Source organism: Kineococcus rhizosphaerae (assembly GCF_003002055.1).
Taxonomy (GTDB): domain Bacteria; phylum Actinomycetota; class Actinomycetes; order Actinomycetales; family Kineococcaceae; genus Kineococcus; species Kineococcus rhizosphaerae.
The window spans coordinates 508,570-524,792 of sequence record NZ_PVZF01000001.1 but is presented as its reverse complement, the minus strand read 5'-3'; the positions used below and the strand labels follow the sequence as shown (position 1 = coordinate 524,792).

The window sequence follows — 16,223 nt, the reverse complement described above, 5'->3', positions numbered from 1 at the left end:
ACGTGCGAGGAGGCGTACGGGTGCCTGGTGGCCCCCGCGGTCTTCAACACCGACGTGACCGAGCACCTCGGTCAGGTGGGTTCGATTCCCATCCGCCTCCGCCACGTACCTTGGCCCCGTGACCGACCACCGCCGCACCGTCCCGCGCACCGACGCGCTGCTCGCCGACCCGCGGCTCGCCCCCGCCGTGGACAGCCGGGGCCGCGACGTCGTCAAGACCGCGGTCCGGCAGGCCCAGCAGGCCGTGCGCGAGGGTTCCCTGCCGGTGGACGGCCTCGTCGAGGCGGTCCTGGCCGCGCTGCCCCCGGCCGGCACGAGCCTGCGGCCGGTGCTCAACGCCACCGGGGCGATCCTGCACACCAACCTCGGCCGGGCCCAGCTCTCGGCGGCGGCCGTCGAGGCGGTCGTGACCGCCTCGGGCGCCACGGACGTCGAGCTGGACCTCGTGACCGGCCGGCGCGCCCGCCGCGGTCGCGGGACGCTGGCGGCGCTGCGCGAGGCCGTCCCCGCCGCCGGGGACGTGCACGTCGTGAACAACGGGGCCGCGGCCCTCGTCCTGGTCGCCACGGCGCTGGCGGCGGGCCGGGAGATCGTCGTCAGCCGGGGCGAGCTCGTCGAGATCGGCGACGGGTTCCGGCTGCCGGACCTGCTGGAGTCCACCGGGGCGCGGTTGCGCGAGGTCGGCACCACGAACCGCACGTCGCTGGCGGACTACCGCGACGCGGTCGGGCCGGACACGGGGTTCGTCCTGAAGGTCCACCCGTCGAACTTCGTCGTCAGCGGGTTCACGGCCGGGGTGGACCCGGGTGACCTGACGGGTCTGGGGGTCCCCGTCGTCGTCGACATCGGGTCCGGCCTGCTCGCCCCGGACCCGCTGCTGCCCGACGAACCCGACGCGACCACGACCCTGCGCGCCGGGGCCGACCTCGTGACGGCCTCGGGGGACAAGCTCCTCGGCGGGCCGCAGGCGGGGTTGCTGCTGGGCGAGGCCGGGCTCGTCGAACGGCTGCGGCGGCACGTGCTCGCCCGGGCGCTGCGCGTCGACAAGCTCACCCTCGCCGCGCTGGAGGCCACGCTGCGCTCGGCGGGCAACCCGACGCGCGACGCCGTCCACGCCGACGTCGACGTCCTGCGCACGCGGTGCTCGGCGGTCGCCGAGGCACTGAGGCGCAACGGGTTCGACGCGCGGGCCGAGGAGTCCGTCGCGGTCGTGGGCGGGGGTGGGGCGCCGGGGGTGGACCTGCCCTCGTGGGTCGTGTCGCTGCCCGCCGACCTCGCGGTGCCGTTGCGCACGGGACCCACCCCCGTCGCCGGGCGCGTGGAGGACGGGCGGTTGCTGCTGGACCTGCGCACGGTCCCGGTGGCCTCCGACGGGACGGTCGTCGACGCCGTGGTGGGGTTGCGCTGATGTTCGTCGTCGCCACCGCCGGGCACGTCGACCACGGCAAGTCCTCCCTCGTCCGCGCGCTCACCGGCCGGGACCCGGACCGCTACGCCGAGGAGAAGCGCCGCGGCCTGACGATCGACCTCGGGTACGCGTGGACGGACCTGCCGGACGTGGGCACCGTCGCGTTCGTCGACGTCCCCGGGCACGAGCGGTTCGTGCCGACCATGCTCGCCGGGGTCGGGCCGGTGCCGGTGGCGGTGTTCGTCGTCGCCGCCGACGGCGGGTGGATGCCGCAGTCGGCCGAGCACCTCGCCGCCCTCGACGCCCTCGGCGTGCGGCACGGGGTGCTCGCCGTGACCCGCGCGGACCTGGCCGACCCCGCGCCCGCCCGCGAGCAAGCCCTGGAGCACCTGCGGACCAGCTCGCTGGGGGAGGTCCCCGCCGTCGCGTGCAGCGTCGTGACCGGGGCGGGTCTGACGGAGTTCCGCACCGTCCTCGCCGACGTCCTGCGCGCGGTCCCACGGCCCGATCCCGCAGCCCCGGTGCGGTTCTGGGTGGACCGCAGCTTCTCCGTCACCGGGGCCGGGACCGTGGTGACGGGGACGCTGCCCGCCGGGACGATCGCCGTCGGCGACGAACTGCGCCTGGGGGAGCGGACCGTGCACGTGCGTGGCGTGCAGTCCCTGGAACGTCCCGTCGAGCGGGTCGAGGGCGTGGCCCGGGTCGCCCTGAACCTGCGGGGCGTGGACCGGCGCGACGTGCGGCGCGGCGACGCGCTGCTGACCCCCGGCCGGCACGTGCTCACCGACGTCGTCGACGTGCGGGCCCCCGCGGCGACCTCCGGGGACCTGCCCGCCGAGCTCGTCGTGCACGTCGGGTCGGCCTCGGTCCCGGCGCGGGTGCGCCCGCTGGGGGCCGACCTGGTGCGGGTCCAGCTGCGCGAGCGGCTGCCCCTCGTGGTCGGGGACCGCGTGCTGCTGCGCGACCCGGCCCGGCACGAGGTCCTCGGGGCGGGCGCCGTCCTCGACGTCGACCCGCCCGCCCTGCGCCGGCGCGGGGCGGCCCGGGCCCGGGCGGCCGAGCTCGCCGACGTCACCGGACCGGACCCGGCCTCGGAACTGCGCCGGCGCCGGCTGGTGCGCGGGGCGCGGCTGCGGGAGATGGGTGTCGGGCTGCCCGGTGCCCCCGTGGTGGGGGACTGGTACGCCGACCCGGCGTTCTGGGCCGAGCGGGCGCGGCGGCTGCGCGACGTCGTGACGGGCTTCGCGGCGGCGAACCCGCTGCAGGCCGGGCCGAGCCTGGAACAGGTGCGCCGGGCGCTGGAGCTGCCCGACCTGGACCTCGTGACGGCCCTGGTCCGCGACCCGCTGCGGGTGCGGGACGGGCGCGTCGTGGAACGGACCGACGACCTGCCCCCGGCCGTGGAACGCGCCGTCGCCGCCGTGCTCGCCGACCTCGCGCGGGACCCGTTCGTCGCCCCGGACGTCGAACGGCTGCGGGACCTGCGGCTGGGGCGCAGCGAGCTCGCCGCCGCGGTGCGCGCCGGCCGCCTCGAACGCGTCGCCGACGGCATCGTCCTCGCGCCCGGTTTCGCCGACCGGGCCGTGGAGGCGCTGCGCGCTGCGCCGCAACCGTTCTCGATGAGCGAGGCGCGCCGGGCGCTGGGCACCTCGCGGCGGGTCGCGGTGCCGCTGCTGGAGGCGCTGGACGCGCGGGGGCGGACGGTGCGCGAGGCCGACGACCGGCGACGGCTGGTGGGGCGGTGAGTCCCGTGCGGGTGCTGGGGATGATGTCGGGGACCTCCCACGACGGGATCGACCTGGCCGTCGTGGAGTTCTCGGTGGTCGCGGACGGGGACCGGCTGCGGGCGCGCGTGGGGGAGCACCGGACCGTCCCCTACTCCGACGGGCTGCGGGCCGACCTCGTCGCGGCGCTGCCGCCGGCGCGCACCGACCTGGCCGCCGTCTGCGCCCTCGACGTCCGCATCGGGCAGGAGTTCGCCGCCGCGGCCGCCTCGGTCACGGACGCGTTCGACCTCGTCTGCTCGCACGGGCAGACCGTCTTCCACTGGGTCGACGGCGGCGCCGTGCGGGGGACGCTGCAGCTCGGTCAGCCGGCCTGGATCGCCGAGGCCACCGGGGCCCCCGTCGTCTCCGACCTGCGCACCGCCGACGTCGCCGCCGGCGGGCAGGGCGCACCCCTGGTCCCGGTCCTCGACCGGCTGCTGCTGGCGTCCTTCGTGGAGCAGGGCCGCACGGCCGCCGCGCTGAACCTCGGCGGCATCGCCAACGTCACCGTCTGCGCGCCCGGCCGTCCGCCTCGGGCCTGGGACACCGGCCCCGCGAACGCGCTGCTGGACGCCGCCGCGGGCGGGATCGACCGGGACGGCCGGCTGGCCGCCGCCGGGACCGTGCGGTCCGACGTCCTCGCCGACCTGCTCGCCGAGCCGTACTACGCGCAGGGACCGCCGAAGACGACCGGCAAGGAACTGTTCCACCCCGGGTACCTCGACCGGTTCGCGGGCGTGCCCCGCGAGGACCTGCTCGCCACCCTCGTCGAGCTGACCGTGCGCACCGTGGCCGACGCGCTGGACGGGGTGGACGTCGTCGTCGCCTCCGGCGGCGGGGTGCGCAACCCGGTGCTGATGGCCGGTCTGCGCTTTCGGTTGCCCGGGCTCGTGGTCTCCGACGAGCTCGGCTGCCCCGCCGACGCCAAGGAGGCCGTCGCGTTCGCCCTGCTGGGGTTCGCCGCCGCCCACGGCCTGGCGGGCAACGTCCCCTCGTGCACGGGAGCGCGCGGCGGGCGGGTCCTGGGACGGCTGACCCCGGGGCGGTGGGCCGTGCCCACCGTCCCCGGGGTCTCCGCCTGGCCCGCCGGGCTGGACCTCAGCCCGGCGCGCTGACGCACCGGTCGCGCCCGGCGCCCTTCGCGGCGTACAGGGCCCGGTCGACGGCCCCGAGCAGGTCCGCCACGTCGCCGCCCGGGCCCGCGGTGCCCACGCCGACGCTGCACGTGACCCGCGGGCTCGTACCGCTGGACACCGCCGACCGCAGCCGCTCCGCCGCGGCCCGGGCCTGCGCCGCGTCGGTGCGCGGCATGAGGACGGCGAACTCCTCACCGCCGTAGCGCGCCACCAGGTCCTCGGCCCGGGCGGCGGCGACCAGCGCCGCGGCGGCCGAGCGCAGCACGTCGTCGCCGGCCTGGTGGCCCAGCGTGTCGTTGACGGCCTTGAAGTGGTCGAGGTCGACGAGCGCGAACGACCACGGCGCGTCGTCGTGGGCCGCCCGGGCCAGGGCCAGGTCGAGCGTGCGCCGGTTGGCCACGCCCGTCAGGCCGTCCAGCGTCGCCGCCCGCCGCAGTTCCTCGACGGCACCGGCGCGCGCCAGGGCCAGCGCCGCGTGCGCGACGGCCTGCTCGAGGGCGCGCAGGACCCGCCGCTCCAGGCCGCGGTCGCGGCCGAAGTCGACGACGAACCAGCCCTGCACCGTCCCCGCCGGCAGCGGCACGACCGCCACGCCCCGCGCGTGCGGCCACAGGCCGCTCAGCCACGGGTCCGCGGCCGGGTCCAGCCTCTTGCGCAGCAGCGGACCCGCGGCGGCGGTGGCCTCCCGCAGCGTGCGGTCCGTCGAGGCCGTCAGCACCAGCCGCGCCCGGCGGGCCGGGAGCTCCTCGACGGCGAAGGAGGTCAGCAGGTCGCTCACGGCGGCGACGGTGTCGACCGCCACGAGGGCGCCGAGCAGGCGGTGCAGCGCCTCGGCGTCGAGCCGGCGCCGACGCAGTTCCCGCTCGTTCACCGCGGCGAACGTCGCCGTCCCGAGCGTGGCCGCCCACAGGACCGAGGCGAAGACGGTGAAGTCCCGCGGTGAGGTCCCCAGCGCCGGTCCCAGCGGCAGGACGCCGGTGGCGCCCGCCTCCAGCAGGCACAGCACGAGGACGGTGTGCGTGCCGGCCACCTTCACCCCCGTGCGGAACGACGTCACGAGCGTCACGGCCGTGGCGTGCACCGCGAAGAGCGCGAACCCCGCCGCTCCCAGTGCCGGCAGCGCCAGGGTCAGCGCCGCGCTGTCCAGCAGCAGACCGAGGTCCAGACCGGCCCGCGCCACGCGCCGGCCCGCCCGCGCCGTCGCCGACAGCAGGCTCGTCACGCCCAGGTGGACGCACGCGGTCGTGAGCAGCAGCCGGCCCGTCACCGGTCCGTCGGCACCCACCGCCCACCACAGCACGGCGCCGGTCGCGACGATGAGCAGGCGCAGGACGATCGTCCAGCGGATGCGTTCACCCAGCGGCACGAAGGACTGCTGTCCCCGGGGTGCGCTCACCGCGGGCTCCTCTCCGGGTCGTCGAACGTCAGCAGGGGCTCGGGCGCGACGGGCGACAGCGCGAGCTTCGGGTCGTGGCGGTCGATGCGCTGCTGCACGACGAGGAACACCGCCGCCACGAGCAGCACCACCGCCGGGTACTGCGCGTGACGCACCATCGCCGTGCTCACCGTGGCGACGGCGCGCGCGGCCTCGCGCACCGCGGCGGGAACGGTCCCGTGCGCCGCCGCCGGGTGCGCAGGACGTGCGGGCCGGTCCGGGACGTGGAGCGCACCCCGCGTCGGCTCCGGGGTCGCGACGGGCGCGGGACGCGGCTCAGCGCTGCCCGCAGACGGCGTGGGCGAGGGGGGCCTCGCGGTCGAGGGGTGCGCGGCGGCCGACGTGGTCCGGACCGGTGCGTCCCCCGGCACGCTCGTCGCGCGGGCACGGACGGGCGCCGGAGCGGTGGTGGCAGCGCTCGTGCGACGGGGGACGGGAGCGGCCTGGACCGGTGTGGGGCCTCGGGGGGCCGTACCGGTCGGCGCGGGTGCCGGCATCGGGGGCCGGGTGGGTCCGTCCGCCGACGGTCCCCCGGGGGTTCGCGTCGGGGTCGAGGTTCGCGAGGGCGTCGGCGTGGGGGTTCCCGTGGGCGTCGCCGTGGGGGTTCCCGTGGGGGTTCCCGTGGGCGTCGGCGTCGGCGTCGGCGTGGGGGTCTGCGTGGGGGTGGGGGTCGGGACGCGGACCACGGTGACCACGGGCGCCGGGACGTCGACCACGACGGGGGAGGTGGCGGCGGAGGACCCGGCGCTGGTGCGGGTCGCGACGGACAGCTCGTAGCGGTGCCCCGCGACCAGCCCGTCCAGGGTGAGCGACGTCCCGGTCGCGGAGCGGGTGGTGCTCGTGCCCGTGGTGGTGTCCACGACGGTCACGGCGTACCCGAGCACGTCTGCGCCGCCGTCGTCGCCGGGGGCCGTCCAGCTCAGCCGGTACCCGGTGGCGGTGGTGGCGGCGCTCACGCCCGTCGGCGTCCCCGGCGCGAGCGCGAGCGCCTCCAGGGGCACGTCGGCGCGTGAGCAGGCGCGCGCCTGGTACGCGCACGCCTGGACGGTGACGGTGGCCGTCCCGGCGCGGTCGGGACTCCACCGCAGCTGGGCACCGGTGAGGAGCACGCCGGTGGGGACGGTCCCGACGAGCGACCAGGTCGTCGTGTACCGGCCGGTGAGGGTCGCGGTCGCGGTGGCCCGCACGGGGGTCGTAACGGTCGCGACGGGGTCGATGACGGGGCGCTGGTCCGGTGACCAGCGGACCACCCGCTTGTTGTCCTTGTCGGCGATGAGCACGGCGGAGTCGCGTGCGTCGATGCCCGTCGGAGCCCGGAAACCCGTGCCGGCGGTGGCGAACTGCAGGGCGCGCAGCGTGCCGTCCGCGTCGACGACGTCGATGCTGTTGTTGCCCTCGTCGGCGATGTAGAGGTTCCCCTGGTCGTCCAGGGCGATGCGCTCGGGGTAGCTCAGACCGCTGTCGGTCGCGGGTCCCTCGACGACCGGTCCGAGACCGTGGCCGGCGTAGACGCCGATCCGCGGGCCGGTGACCGCGAGGACCTGGTGGCGGTGCTTGTTGCCGATGAGCAGGGTGCCGTCCGGGCGCACGGCCAGGCCGATGGGCCCGAAGAGGCCGGGGCCGGTGATGCCGAGGGCGGCGTTGGTGGTGTCGTCGCCGGCGACCGTCCGGGACCGGCCGCCGCTGACGGCGAGCACCCGGTTGTGACCCTGGTCGGCGACGTACAGTGTCCCGTCCGGCCCCACGGCCACCTCGACGGGGTCCATCGGGGTGGCCAGCGCGGCGCCGTCGACGGGGACGCCCGAGGTGCCGTTGCCGGCCACCACGGTGAGGCTGCCGTCGGGCACGTGCACCTTGACCACGCGGTGGCGGGTGAGGTCGGCGACGTACACGTCGTCGGCGGCGTCGACGGCCAGCCCGTACGGCTGGTCGAAGGCACCGCCGTCGGTGCCGGCCAGGACGCTGCGCGTACCGGCGGCCGTCACGGCGAACACGACGTGCCGGGCGGTGTCGGCGACGTACGTCGTGCCGTGGCTGTCCACCGCGACGTCGACGGGGTTGCCCATCGGGTCGCTCGCCCCGGTGCCGGAGTTGTCAGCGACGACGGTGGCCGTGTAGCCGACGGTGTCGGCCGCCAGGGCGGGGGCGGGAGCGCTGGCGAGGGCCGCGACGCACGCCGCCAGGACCCAGCGCGCGGGGCGGCCCGCCGACGCGCCGGGCAGGGACTTCACCCCTGGTGCATCGGCCGGGCCGGTACCGAGCGCGAGCGCGGTCCCCCAGGTGGCTCAGCCCAGCGGGATGACGCCCGTCGCGACCGCGGCCACGAGCATGACCAGCGACAGCACGACCGCGCGCCAGATGACCTTGCGGTGGTGGTCGGCGAGGTCGACCTTGGCCAGCGAGATCAGCAGCAGCATGGCCGGCACCAGCGGGGAGGTGAAGTGGACCGGCTGGCCCACGATCGAGGCCCGCGCCATCTCCACCCCGGAGATGCCGTACTCGGCGGCGGCCTGCGACAGGATCGGCAGCACCCCGAAGTAGAAGCCGTCGTTGGACAGGAAGAACGTCAGCGGCATGCTCAGGACGCCGGTGATGACGGCCAGGTGCGGGCCCCACGCGTCGGGCACGACGTCGACGAGCCACTTCGCCATCGCCACGTCCATCGTGGTCTGCGACAGGACCGCGGTCAGCACCGCCGCCGCGAACACCATGGACACGACCGAGACGATGCTGGAGGAGTGCTCCTTGATCCGCGCGACCTGCTCGACGGGCCGGGGGAAGTTCACCAGCAGCGCGACGGCGGCGGCCACCATGAACAGGAAGGGCAGCGGCAGCACGTCCATCCCCAGCAGCACGAGCAGCGCGACGGTGAGGGCGCCGTTGAACCAGATCAGCTTCGGGCGCAGGGTGGGACGGTCGGGGTCGAGGGCGCCGCGGGTCATGCCGTCGTCCGCGCCGTCGGTGCCGCCCGCCCCGCCGGACCCGCCGCCGGAGCGGGGGCGCGCCGGGCCGCCGGCCGTGACGAGTTCGCGGGTCTCGACGGTCTGGACGGTGTCCACGTCGAGTTCCAGGCCGAGTTCGAGACCCTGCCGGGCCAGCCGCCGCTTCTCCGAGACCCCCAGCGCCCAGGCCATGAGGACCACCGTGACCAGGCCGGCGAGCATGCTCGGCACCATCGGGTTGAACAGTTCCGAGGGCGAGACGCCCAGGGCGGTCGCGGCGCGCACGGTCGGCCCGCCCCACGGGATGATGTTCATGACGCCGGCCGCCAGGTTCGCCACCACGGTCAGGACGACGGGGGACAGCTTCAGGCGCAGGTACAGCGGCAGCATGGCCGAGACGGTGATGATGAACGTCGTCGAGCCGTCGCCGTCGAGGGAGACGAGGGCCGCCAGGACGGCGGAGCCGATGACGACGCGGACGGGGGAGTTCCCGCACACGCGCAGGATCAGCCGGATGAGCGGGTCGAACAACCCGACGTCGATCATCAGGCCGAAGTAGACGATCGCGAAGAACAGCAGGGCCGCCGTCGGGGCGAACGTGCCGATCTGGTCCATCACCGCGTCGCCGATGCCCGTCCCGGAGCCGGCCAGGACGGCGAAGCACAGCGGGACGAGGATGAGGGCGACGACCGGGGTGAGCCGTTTGGTCATGATGAGGACCATGAAGAGGGCGACCATGGTGAATCCGAGGGCGACAAGCATCGTTGCTCCGTGATCTGCGGGGGTTCTCGGCGGGTTCTCGGCGGGTTCTCTGGCGGTTCTCTGGCGGTTCTGTCGCGGTTCGGCGTCGAACGGGTACGCCGGAACGTTAGGGACCGCCCGGGGCCCGTGCCCGGTTGCGCGCACTGATCGCGACAACGCTCGATCCGTGCGTTGTGCGCGTTCTGCTCAGGCCCGGACGGGGCTACCGTTGCCGACCGTGGACCCCCGACGATGGCCGTTCTCCCGCCAGGTGCTGGCGGTCCTGCTGCTCCTGGTCGCCGTCGTCCTGGCCGTGGGGTGCGGGGGCTCGCTGTACCTGCTGAGGCAGCAGGCCGCCGTGGAGTCGCGCAACCGCAGCCTCGACGTGGCCCGCACCCTGGCCGAGGACGATGCCGTCCGCTCCGCCGTCACCGCCGCCAGCGACGCCGACCCGCTGCCGAACGCGCAGTTGCAGGACGGGCCCATGCAGCGCGAGGCCGAGGCCGTGCGCACGCGCACGGGGGCCCTGTTCGTCGTCGTCACCGACGACCGCGGGCTGCGCCTGGCGCACCCGAACCCGGCCCTGCTGGGGCGGCGGGTCAGCACCGACCCCACGCAGGCCCTCGCGGGCCGCGAGGTCGTGACCGACGAGACGGGCACGCTGGGGGCCTCGGCGCGGGCCAAGGTGCCGGTCTACGCGCCGGGCAGCGCGCGGGTCGTCGGGGAGGTCAGCGTCGGTGTGGGGGCCGCCGCCGTCGCCGACCGGGCCCGCGACGCCCTGTGGCCGGCCCTGGCCGTGGCCGCGGGGGCGCTCGTCGTCGGCCTCGTCGGCGCCGACGTCCTGGCCCGCCGCCTGCGCCGGCTCACCCACGGGCTGCAACCGGAGGAGCTCGGCGGGATCCTGCAGGCCCACGACGCCGTCCTGCACGGCATCGCCGAGGGCGTCGTCTCCCTGGGCCCCGACGGGCGCGTCGTGCTGGCCAACGCCGAGGCCGCGCGGTTGCTGGGCCGTCCGGTCCCGGCCGGGTCGACGCTGGAGGACCTGCCGACCGCCGTCCGGCACGTCGTCGACCAGCCGCCGGCCGTCCCGGCCACCGCCGTCGTCGGCGACCGGGCCCTGGTGCTCTCGGCCCGCCGCGTCGAGCGCAACGGCCGGCTCCTGGGGCACGTCGTCACCGTCGCCGACCGCACCGACGTCGAGCTCCTGACCCGCCAGCTCGACGCCGTCCGGGCCGTCGGGGAGGTGCTGCGCGCCCAGCGCCACGAGTTCGCCAACCGGCTGCACCTGGTCTCGGGGCTGCTGGAGACGGGCCGCGCGAGCGAGGCCGGGAACTACGTGCGGACGTTGCTGGCGACCGGGCCGCTGGGGTGGCGCGTGGAGGGCCTGGACGCCGTGGCCGACCCCTACCTGCAGGCGTTCGTGGCGGCCAAGGCCGCCCACGCCCGCGAGCGCCAGGTGGTGCTCGCCCTCGGGGAGGTGTCGGTCGCCGGTCGCGTCGCCGACCCCGTCGACGTGACGACGGTGCTGGGCAACCTCGTCGACAACGCCGTCGCCGCGGCCGTCGGCAGTGCGGGGGCGCGGGTCGAGGTGGATCTCGTGCAGGAGGGTTCCGACCTCGTCCTGGCGGTCTCCGACTCCGGGGACGGGGTGCCGGAAGGACTGCGGGACAGCGTCTTCGAGGTCGGGGTGACGACGGGGGACGAAGGTCACGGCATCGGGCTGGGGCTGGTGCGGCAGGTGGCCCGGTCCCGGGGCGGGGACGCCTGGCTGGCTCCGGCGGTCCCGGGTCAGGGAGCGGTGTTCGTGGTGCGCCTGCCCGGTGCGCTCACGCCCGTGCACGCCGTGGAGGTGTCCTAGGTGCTGCGCGTCCTCGTCGTCGACGACGACTTCCGGGTGGCGTCGCTGCACGCCGGGTACGTCGAGGCCGTCGCGGGGTTCGAGGTGGCCGGGACCGCCGGGTCGGTGGGCCAGGCCCGTGCGGTGCTCGCGCGGTCGAACCCCGTGGACCTGCTGCTCGTGGACGTGTACCTGCCCGACGGCTCCGGGCTCGACCTGCTGGGCGAGCACGACGCCATCGTCGCCACGGCCGCCGGGGAACCGGCCACCTTCCGCCGGGCCGTCCGTTCCGGGGCCCTGGGGTACCTGCTCAAACCCTTCGGCGAGGCCGTCCTGCACACCCGGCTGCGCGCCTACGCCCGCTACCGGCGGGTGCTGGCCACGGCCGCCGACCACGGCCAGCCGCTGGACCAGGACGTCGCCGACGGGGCCTTGCGGGCCCTGCACGCCGAGAACGGGGCCGCCCGCTCGGCCAGCGCCGCCAGCGGGGCCACGCGCGACCTCGTCCTGCGGGCCCTGCACGAGGCCGCCGAACCGCTGTCGGCCGCCGACGTGGCCGCCGTCACGGGCATCTCGCGCGCCACCGCCCAGCGGCACCTGGCGGCCCTGGACGGCGAGGGCCGGCTGGCGCTGCGGCTGCGCTACGGCGCGACCGGCCGTCCCGAGCAGCGCTATGGCCCGATCGGGTGACTTCGGGGCCGTCCGGGGTGGCCCGTGCTGACGCGGCCGGACGGGTGAAGTAGACAGATCGTGGTCGGACGGTGACCATGAGCAGTTATCTAGGGGAGGAGCCGAGGATGAGCCGCTGGCCCTGGACGGCCCGGCACCAGGCAGGCGACGACGTGCGCACCCGCGTCGTCCCCTGGGCGATCTTCTCCCCGCTCGTCGTGGTCGGCGTCTTCGCCCTGTGGCGGGTCGCCTACGACGGCGGCCCCGAGCTGGGCGAGCTCGTCGCCGCGCTCATGGGCGGCGTCGTCTCCTCGTGCCTGCTGCTCGTCCTGGCCCTGCAGTCCGCCGTGCGCCTGGACGCCGACGGGCGCAACCGCCGCACCGAGCTCGACGCCGCCCTGCGCCAGGCCCTGCACGACCCCCTGACCGACCTCGGCAACCGGCAGCTGTTCACCGACCGCCTCCAGCACGCCCTGGCCCGCCGCGGGTCGAAGGCCTGCGCCGTCCTGTACCTCGACCTCGACGGGTTCAAGACGGTCAACGACACCCACGGCCACGCCGTCGGCGACATCGTCCTCGTCGAGGTCGCGCACCGCCTGCGCGCCGCCGTCCGCCCCGAGGACACCGTCGCCCGCTTCGGCGGCGACGAGTTCGCCGTCCTGTGCGAGGACCTGACCGACGAGCTGAACGCCTCGCGCATCGCCGAACGCGTCGTCAGCTCCATCTCCGACCGGCCCGTGGAGTTCGGCGACGACCGCCGCCTGAACATCACCCCCAGCGTCGGCATCGCCCTGGCCCACGACGAGGCCGACGCCTCCAAGCTCCTGCGCCGCGCCGACGCCGCCCTCTACCGCGCCAAGGAGAGCGGCAAGGCCCGCTCGGAACTGTTCGACGAACGCATGCAGGCCCAGGCCGTCGACGCCCTGCAGACCGAGGACGACCTGTCCCTGGCGCTCGCCGAAGGCCAGTTGCGGCTGCACTACCAGCCGATCGTGGACCTGCGCGACGGCCACGTGCAGGGCGTCGAGGCCCTGCTGCGCTGGCAGCACCCGCGCCGCGGTCTGCTGCAGCCCGCGGACTTCGTGCCGCTGGCCGAACGCAGCGGTCTCATCGTCGACATCGGCAAGTGGGTCATCGACGAGGCCTGGCGGACCCTGGAGAACTGGTACGCGACGATCGAGGACTGCCGGCTGACCATCGCGGTCAACGTCTCGCGCCGCCAGCTCGCCAACGCCGAACTGCTCGACGCCGTCGCCACCAACCAGCCCACCGGCCCCGCCGGGAACGCGCTGCTCGTGGAGGTCAGCGAGGAACTGCTCGTCGCCGACGCGAACGCCGGGTTCTCCACCCTGCACGCGCTGCGGATGATGGGGGTGCGCGTCGCCGTCGACGACTTCGGCGCGGGGGTGTCCTCGTTGAAGCACCTGCAGTCCATGCCCATCGACCACGTCAAGGTCGACCGGCACTTCATCGCCGGCCTCGGCCTGCACCGCCAGGACGAGGCCGTCGTCGCCGGGATCATCGGGATGGCCAAGAACATGGGCGTCGGCGTCGTCGCCGAGGGCGTGGAGTCCCACGACCAGCTCGACGCGCTGCGCCGGCTCGGCTGCGACTCCGCCCAGGGGTTCCTGCTGGGCCGTCCGAGCGCCGACGTCCGCGACGTCATCGACCTGCCGGCCCTGGAGACCGGGCGCGACGGGACGCCCCGCCCGGTCGTCGTCCGCTGACCTCAGGCTTGATCGACACCTGCCGATGAGCAGGTGAGCGGAGCGTCACGGAGGCGCCGGCGGACGGGGGTTCGGGAACATGGGCGAGCGGCGGACCACACTGGCGACGGGCATCGTCGGCGCGGCCGGGTCGGCGGCGGTCGTCGCCTGCGTGCTGGGGACGGTGGGGCTGTCCCAAACCCACGCCCAGGCCAGCCAGCTGTCCACCCTGAAGACCCACGCGCTCGTCGTGCAGGGCGCGGTCCAGGACGTCGCCGAGAAGCACGAGACGGAGGCGCTGAAGTCGCTGTCGGCGATGATCGCGCCGACCCTGGCGGACGCCTACAAGGCCCAGCAGGACGCCGCCTCAGCCGTCGTCGAGACCAGCATGGCGACGCTGAGCGAGAAGACCACCGGCGAGCAGGCCCGGCTCGTCGCCGACATGCAGACCCAGCTCGACGCCATGAACGCGCTGCTGGCCGCCGGGACCAGCGACGACCCGGCTGCCACCAAGGCCGCGAACGAGAAGTACGACGCGGCGAACGAGGCCTACACCCGGGACATCGCCGCCCTCAAGACCAGCTCGGACCGGGCCGTCGCCGACCTGGTCGCCTCCTCGGAGGCGGCCGCGCACCGCACGACCGTCCTCACCCTCGCGCTGCTCCTGGTCGGCCTCGCGCTCTCCGCGGTCGTCTCGGCGTTCGTCGTGCGCCGCGTGCGCGGTGACGCCAACCGCATCGCAACCGTCGCCGAGGCGCTCGAGGCCGGGGACCTGACCGTCACCTCCGGCATCGAGCGCACCGACGAGCTCGGGCGGATGGCCGCGGCCCTGGACCGCTCCATCGCCCGGTTGCGCACCGAGTTCGCCTCCGTCGCCGCCGGCGCCGACACCCTCGGGCACTCCTCGCAGGCGCTGGCCGAGGCGTCCGCGGGCTCCGCCGCCGCCTCCGACCGGGCCGGCAGCCAGGTCCGCTCGGTCTCGTCCGACATCTCCACCGTCTCCACCAGCCTGCAGGCCGTCTCGGCCGGGTCCGAGCAGATGGGCGCCGCCATCCGGGAGATCTCCTCCTCGGCCGCCGAGGCCACCGGCGTCGCCGCGCAGGCCGTCCAGGTCGCCGAGCGGACCACCGCCACCGTCGCGCGGCTGGGCGAGAGCTCGGCCGAGATCGGGTCGGTCATCAAGGTCATCACCGCGATCGCCGAGCAGACGAACCTGCTGGCCCTCAACGCGACCATCGAGGCCGCCCGCGCCGGGGACGCCGGCAAGGGGTTCGCCGTGGTCGCCGGGGAGGTCAAGGACCTCGCCCAGCAGACCGCGCAGGCCACCGAGGACATCTCCCGGCGCGTCACCACCATCCAGTCCGACACCGCCGGGGCCGTCACCGCGATCTCGTCCATCACCGAGGTCATCGCCCGCATCAACGACCTGCAGACCACCATCGCCTCGGCCGTGGAGGAGCAGACCGCCACCACCTCGGAGATCTCCCGCTCCATCGCCGACGCCGCCGACGGCGCCGGCCGCATCACCACCGGCATCGACGGCGTCTCGGCCGCCACCGACGCGACCGACCGGTCCGTCGTCGCGACGCGCACCGCCGCCGACGAGGTGTCGGGCGTGTCCGAGCAGTTGCGGACGCTGGTGGGGCGCTTCCGGCTCTGACGGGTCCGGGAAACGGCACGTTGCCTCCGCGGTCCCCTTCACCGGGCCCGGGGAGGCAACGTGCCGGTTCCGCGTCGGTCGTGGGATAGCGTTCGACCGTGCCGCGGATCGACCTCGACGACCTGACCGATCCGGAGCACTCGGGGTTCCTGCGCGACTACACCTCCCTGCGCGACGTCCAACTGCGCACCCGCCGCGAACCCGCCGAGGGGCTGTTCCTCGCCGAGAGCGTCGAGGTCATCCGCCGGGCCCTGGAGTCCGGGTACGTCCCGCGCTCCTTCCTGATCTCCGCAGCCCGCTACGGCGAGCTCGCCGACGAACTGCCCGCCGACGTCCCGGCCTTCGTCGCCCCGCCGCACGTCGTGGAGGAACTCACCGGCGTCGACCTGCACCGCGGGGCGCTGGGGTCGTTCGTGCGGCCCGCCCCGCGCTCCGTGGCCGACCTGCTCGCGCAGCTGCCGTCGGGCCCGGCGCGCCTGGTCGTCCTGGAGGACATCGCCGACGCGACCAACGTCGGGGCGATCGTCCGGTCCGTCGCGGCGTTCGGCGTGGACGGCGTGGTCGTCTCGCCGCGGTGCGCCGACCCCCTCTACCGCCGCAGCGTGCGCGTCTCGATGGGCACCGTCCTGCACCTGCCGTGGGCCCGGGCGACCTCCTGGCCGCAGGACCTGGACCTGCTGCGGGAGGCCGGGTTCACGGTGGCGGCGCTCGCCCTGTCGGACGACGCGGTGGCGCTGGGGGAGTTCGCGGCCCCCGACCGCCTGGCGTTCCTGCTCGGCACCGAGGGCGACGGGCTCTCCCGGCGGGCCGTCGCGGCCGCCGACGTCGTGGTGCGCATCCCGATGGACCCGCGGGTGGACAGCCTCAACGTGGCCGCGGCCAGCGCCGTCGCGCTGTGGGAGACGCGCGTCCTATCCTGACCG

At 75.7% G+C, this 16,223-nt stretch carries 11 protein-coding genes and 1 tRNA gene; 9 read left to right on the top strand and 3 right to left on the bottom strand.

Annotation, left to right across the window (positions count from 1 at the left end; translation table 11 throughout):
* Window positions 1-8 precede the first annotated feature (8 nt).
* From CLV37_RS02575 to CLV37_RS02560, 4 genes are all read left to right on the top strand, one after another.
* Window positions 9-104, top strand: a tRNA-Sec gene (locus CLV37_RS02575).
* 14 nt (window positions 105-118) lie between these two features.
* On the top strand, window positions 119-1,408 hold the full coding sequence (gene selA, locus CLV37_RS02570; protein ID WP_106206638.1) for an L-seryl-tRNA(Sec) selenium transferase: 1,290 nt from the start codon (window positions 119-121) through the stop codon (window positions 1,406-1,408).
* Window positions 1,408-3,153 (top strand): selenocysteine-specific translation elongation factor, encoded by a 1,746-nt coding sequence (selB, locus tag CLV37_RS02565; RefSeq protein ID WP_106206636.1) that lies wholly within the window; start codon window positions 1,408-1,410, stop codon window positions 3,151-3,153. The genes selA and selB overlap by 1 nt, the downstream gene beginning before the upstream one ends.
* Before the next feature lie 5 nt (window positions 3,154-3,158).
* A complete protein-coding gene (locus CLV37_RS02560; RefSeq protein ID WP_106206634.1) occupies window positions 3,159-4,289 on the top strand; it encodes an anhydro-N-acetylmuramic acid kinase in 1,131 nt (376 codons plus the stop codon).
* Here CLV37_RS02560 and CLV37_RS02555 read toward each other — a convergent pair.
* The 3 genes from CLV37_RS02555 to CLV37_RS02545 are packed head-to-tail and all read right to left on the bottom strand — an operon-like array spanning window position 4,273 to window position 9,449.
* Window positions 4,273-5,706: a GGDEF domain-containing protein gene (locus tag CLV37_RS02555; RefSeq protein WP_106206632.1), complete on the bottom strand. Its 1,434-nt coding sequence runs from the start codon at window positions 5,704-5,706 to the stop codon at window positions 4,273-4,275. The genes CLV37_RS02560 and CLV37_RS02555 overlap by 17 nt on opposite strands.
* Complete coding sequence (locus CLV37_RS02550) at window positions 5,703-7,976, bottom strand: fibronectin type III domain-containing protein (RefSeq protein WP_106206630.1); 2,274 nt, start codon at window positions 7,974-7,976, stop codon at window positions 5,703-5,705. Before CLV37_RS02550 ends, CLV37_RS02555 begins: the two co-directional genes overlap by 4 nt.
* Before the next feature lie 54 nt (window positions 7,977-8,030).
* Window positions 8,031-9,449 carry a CitMHS family transporter gene (locus tag CLV37_RS02545; RefSeq protein ID WP_106206628.1) on the bottom strand — a complete coding sequence of 473 codons (1,419 nt, stop codon included), beginning with the start codon at window positions 9,447-9,449 and terminating at the stop codon, window positions 8,031-8,033.
* 217 nt (window positions 9,450-9,666) lie between these two features.
* Between CLV37_RS02545 and CLV37_RS02540 the strand changes: the two genes are divergently transcribed.
* The 5 genes from CLV37_RS02540 to CLV37_RS02520 all read left to right on the top strand — a co-directional run bounded on the left by CLV37_RS02540 (window position 9,667) and on the right by CLV37_RS02520 (window position 16,220).
* Window positions 9,667-11,286, top strand: coding sequence for a sensor histidine kinase (locus CLV37_RS02540; protein WP_106206626.1), 1,620 nt, complete (start codon window positions 9,667-9,669; stop codon window positions 11,284-11,286).
* Entirely contained in the window at window positions 11,287-11,955 is a 669-nt protein-coding gene (locus tag CLV37_RS02535) for a response regulator transcription factor (protein ID WP_211298306.1), read from the top strand.
* A gap of 107 nt (window positions 11,956-12,062) precedes the next feature.
* The gene (locus CLV37_RS02530; protein ID WP_170127012.1) at window positions 12,063-13,661 is read left to right on the top strand and encodes a putative bifunctional diguanylate cyclase/phosphodiesterase; all 1,599 of its coding nucleotides are present in this window, start codon (window positions 12,063-12,065) and stop codon (window positions 13,659-13,661) included.
* Between the two features lie 79 nt (window positions 13,662-13,740).
* Complete coding sequence (locus tag CLV37_RS02525) at window positions 13,741-15,300, top strand: methyl-accepting chemotaxis protein (RefSeq protein WP_106206622.1); 1,560 nt, start codon at window positions 13,741-13,743, stop codon at window positions 15,298-15,300.
* Window positions 15,301-15,398: 98 nt separating this feature from the next.
* On the top strand, window positions 15,399-16,220 hold the full coding sequence (locus CLV37_RS02520) for a TrmH family RNA methyltransferase (protein WP_106206620.1): 822 nt from the start codon (window positions 15,399-15,401) through the stop codon (window positions 16,218-16,220).
* The last annotated feature ends 3 nt before the right edge of the window (window positions 16,221-16,223 follow it).

Bases quoted from the DNA above. Each gene is read 5' to 3' on its own strand.
- selB (WP_106206636.1), top strand. From the start codon at position 1,408: ATGTTCGTCGTCGCCACCGCCGGGCACGTCGACCACGGCAAGTCCTCC.
- CLV37_RS02545 (WP_106206628.1), bottom strand. From the start codon at position 9,449: ATGCTTGTCGCCCTCGGATTCACCATGGTCGCCCTCTTCATGGTCCTC.
- CLV37_RS02530 (WP_170127012.1), top strand. From the start codon at position 12,063: ATGAGCCGCTGGCCCTGGACGGCCCGGCACCAGGCAGGCGACGACGTG.
- CLV37_RS02525 (WP_106206622.1), top strand. From the start codon at position 13,741: ATGGGCGAGCGGCGGACCACACTGGCGACGGGCATCGTCGGCGCGGCC.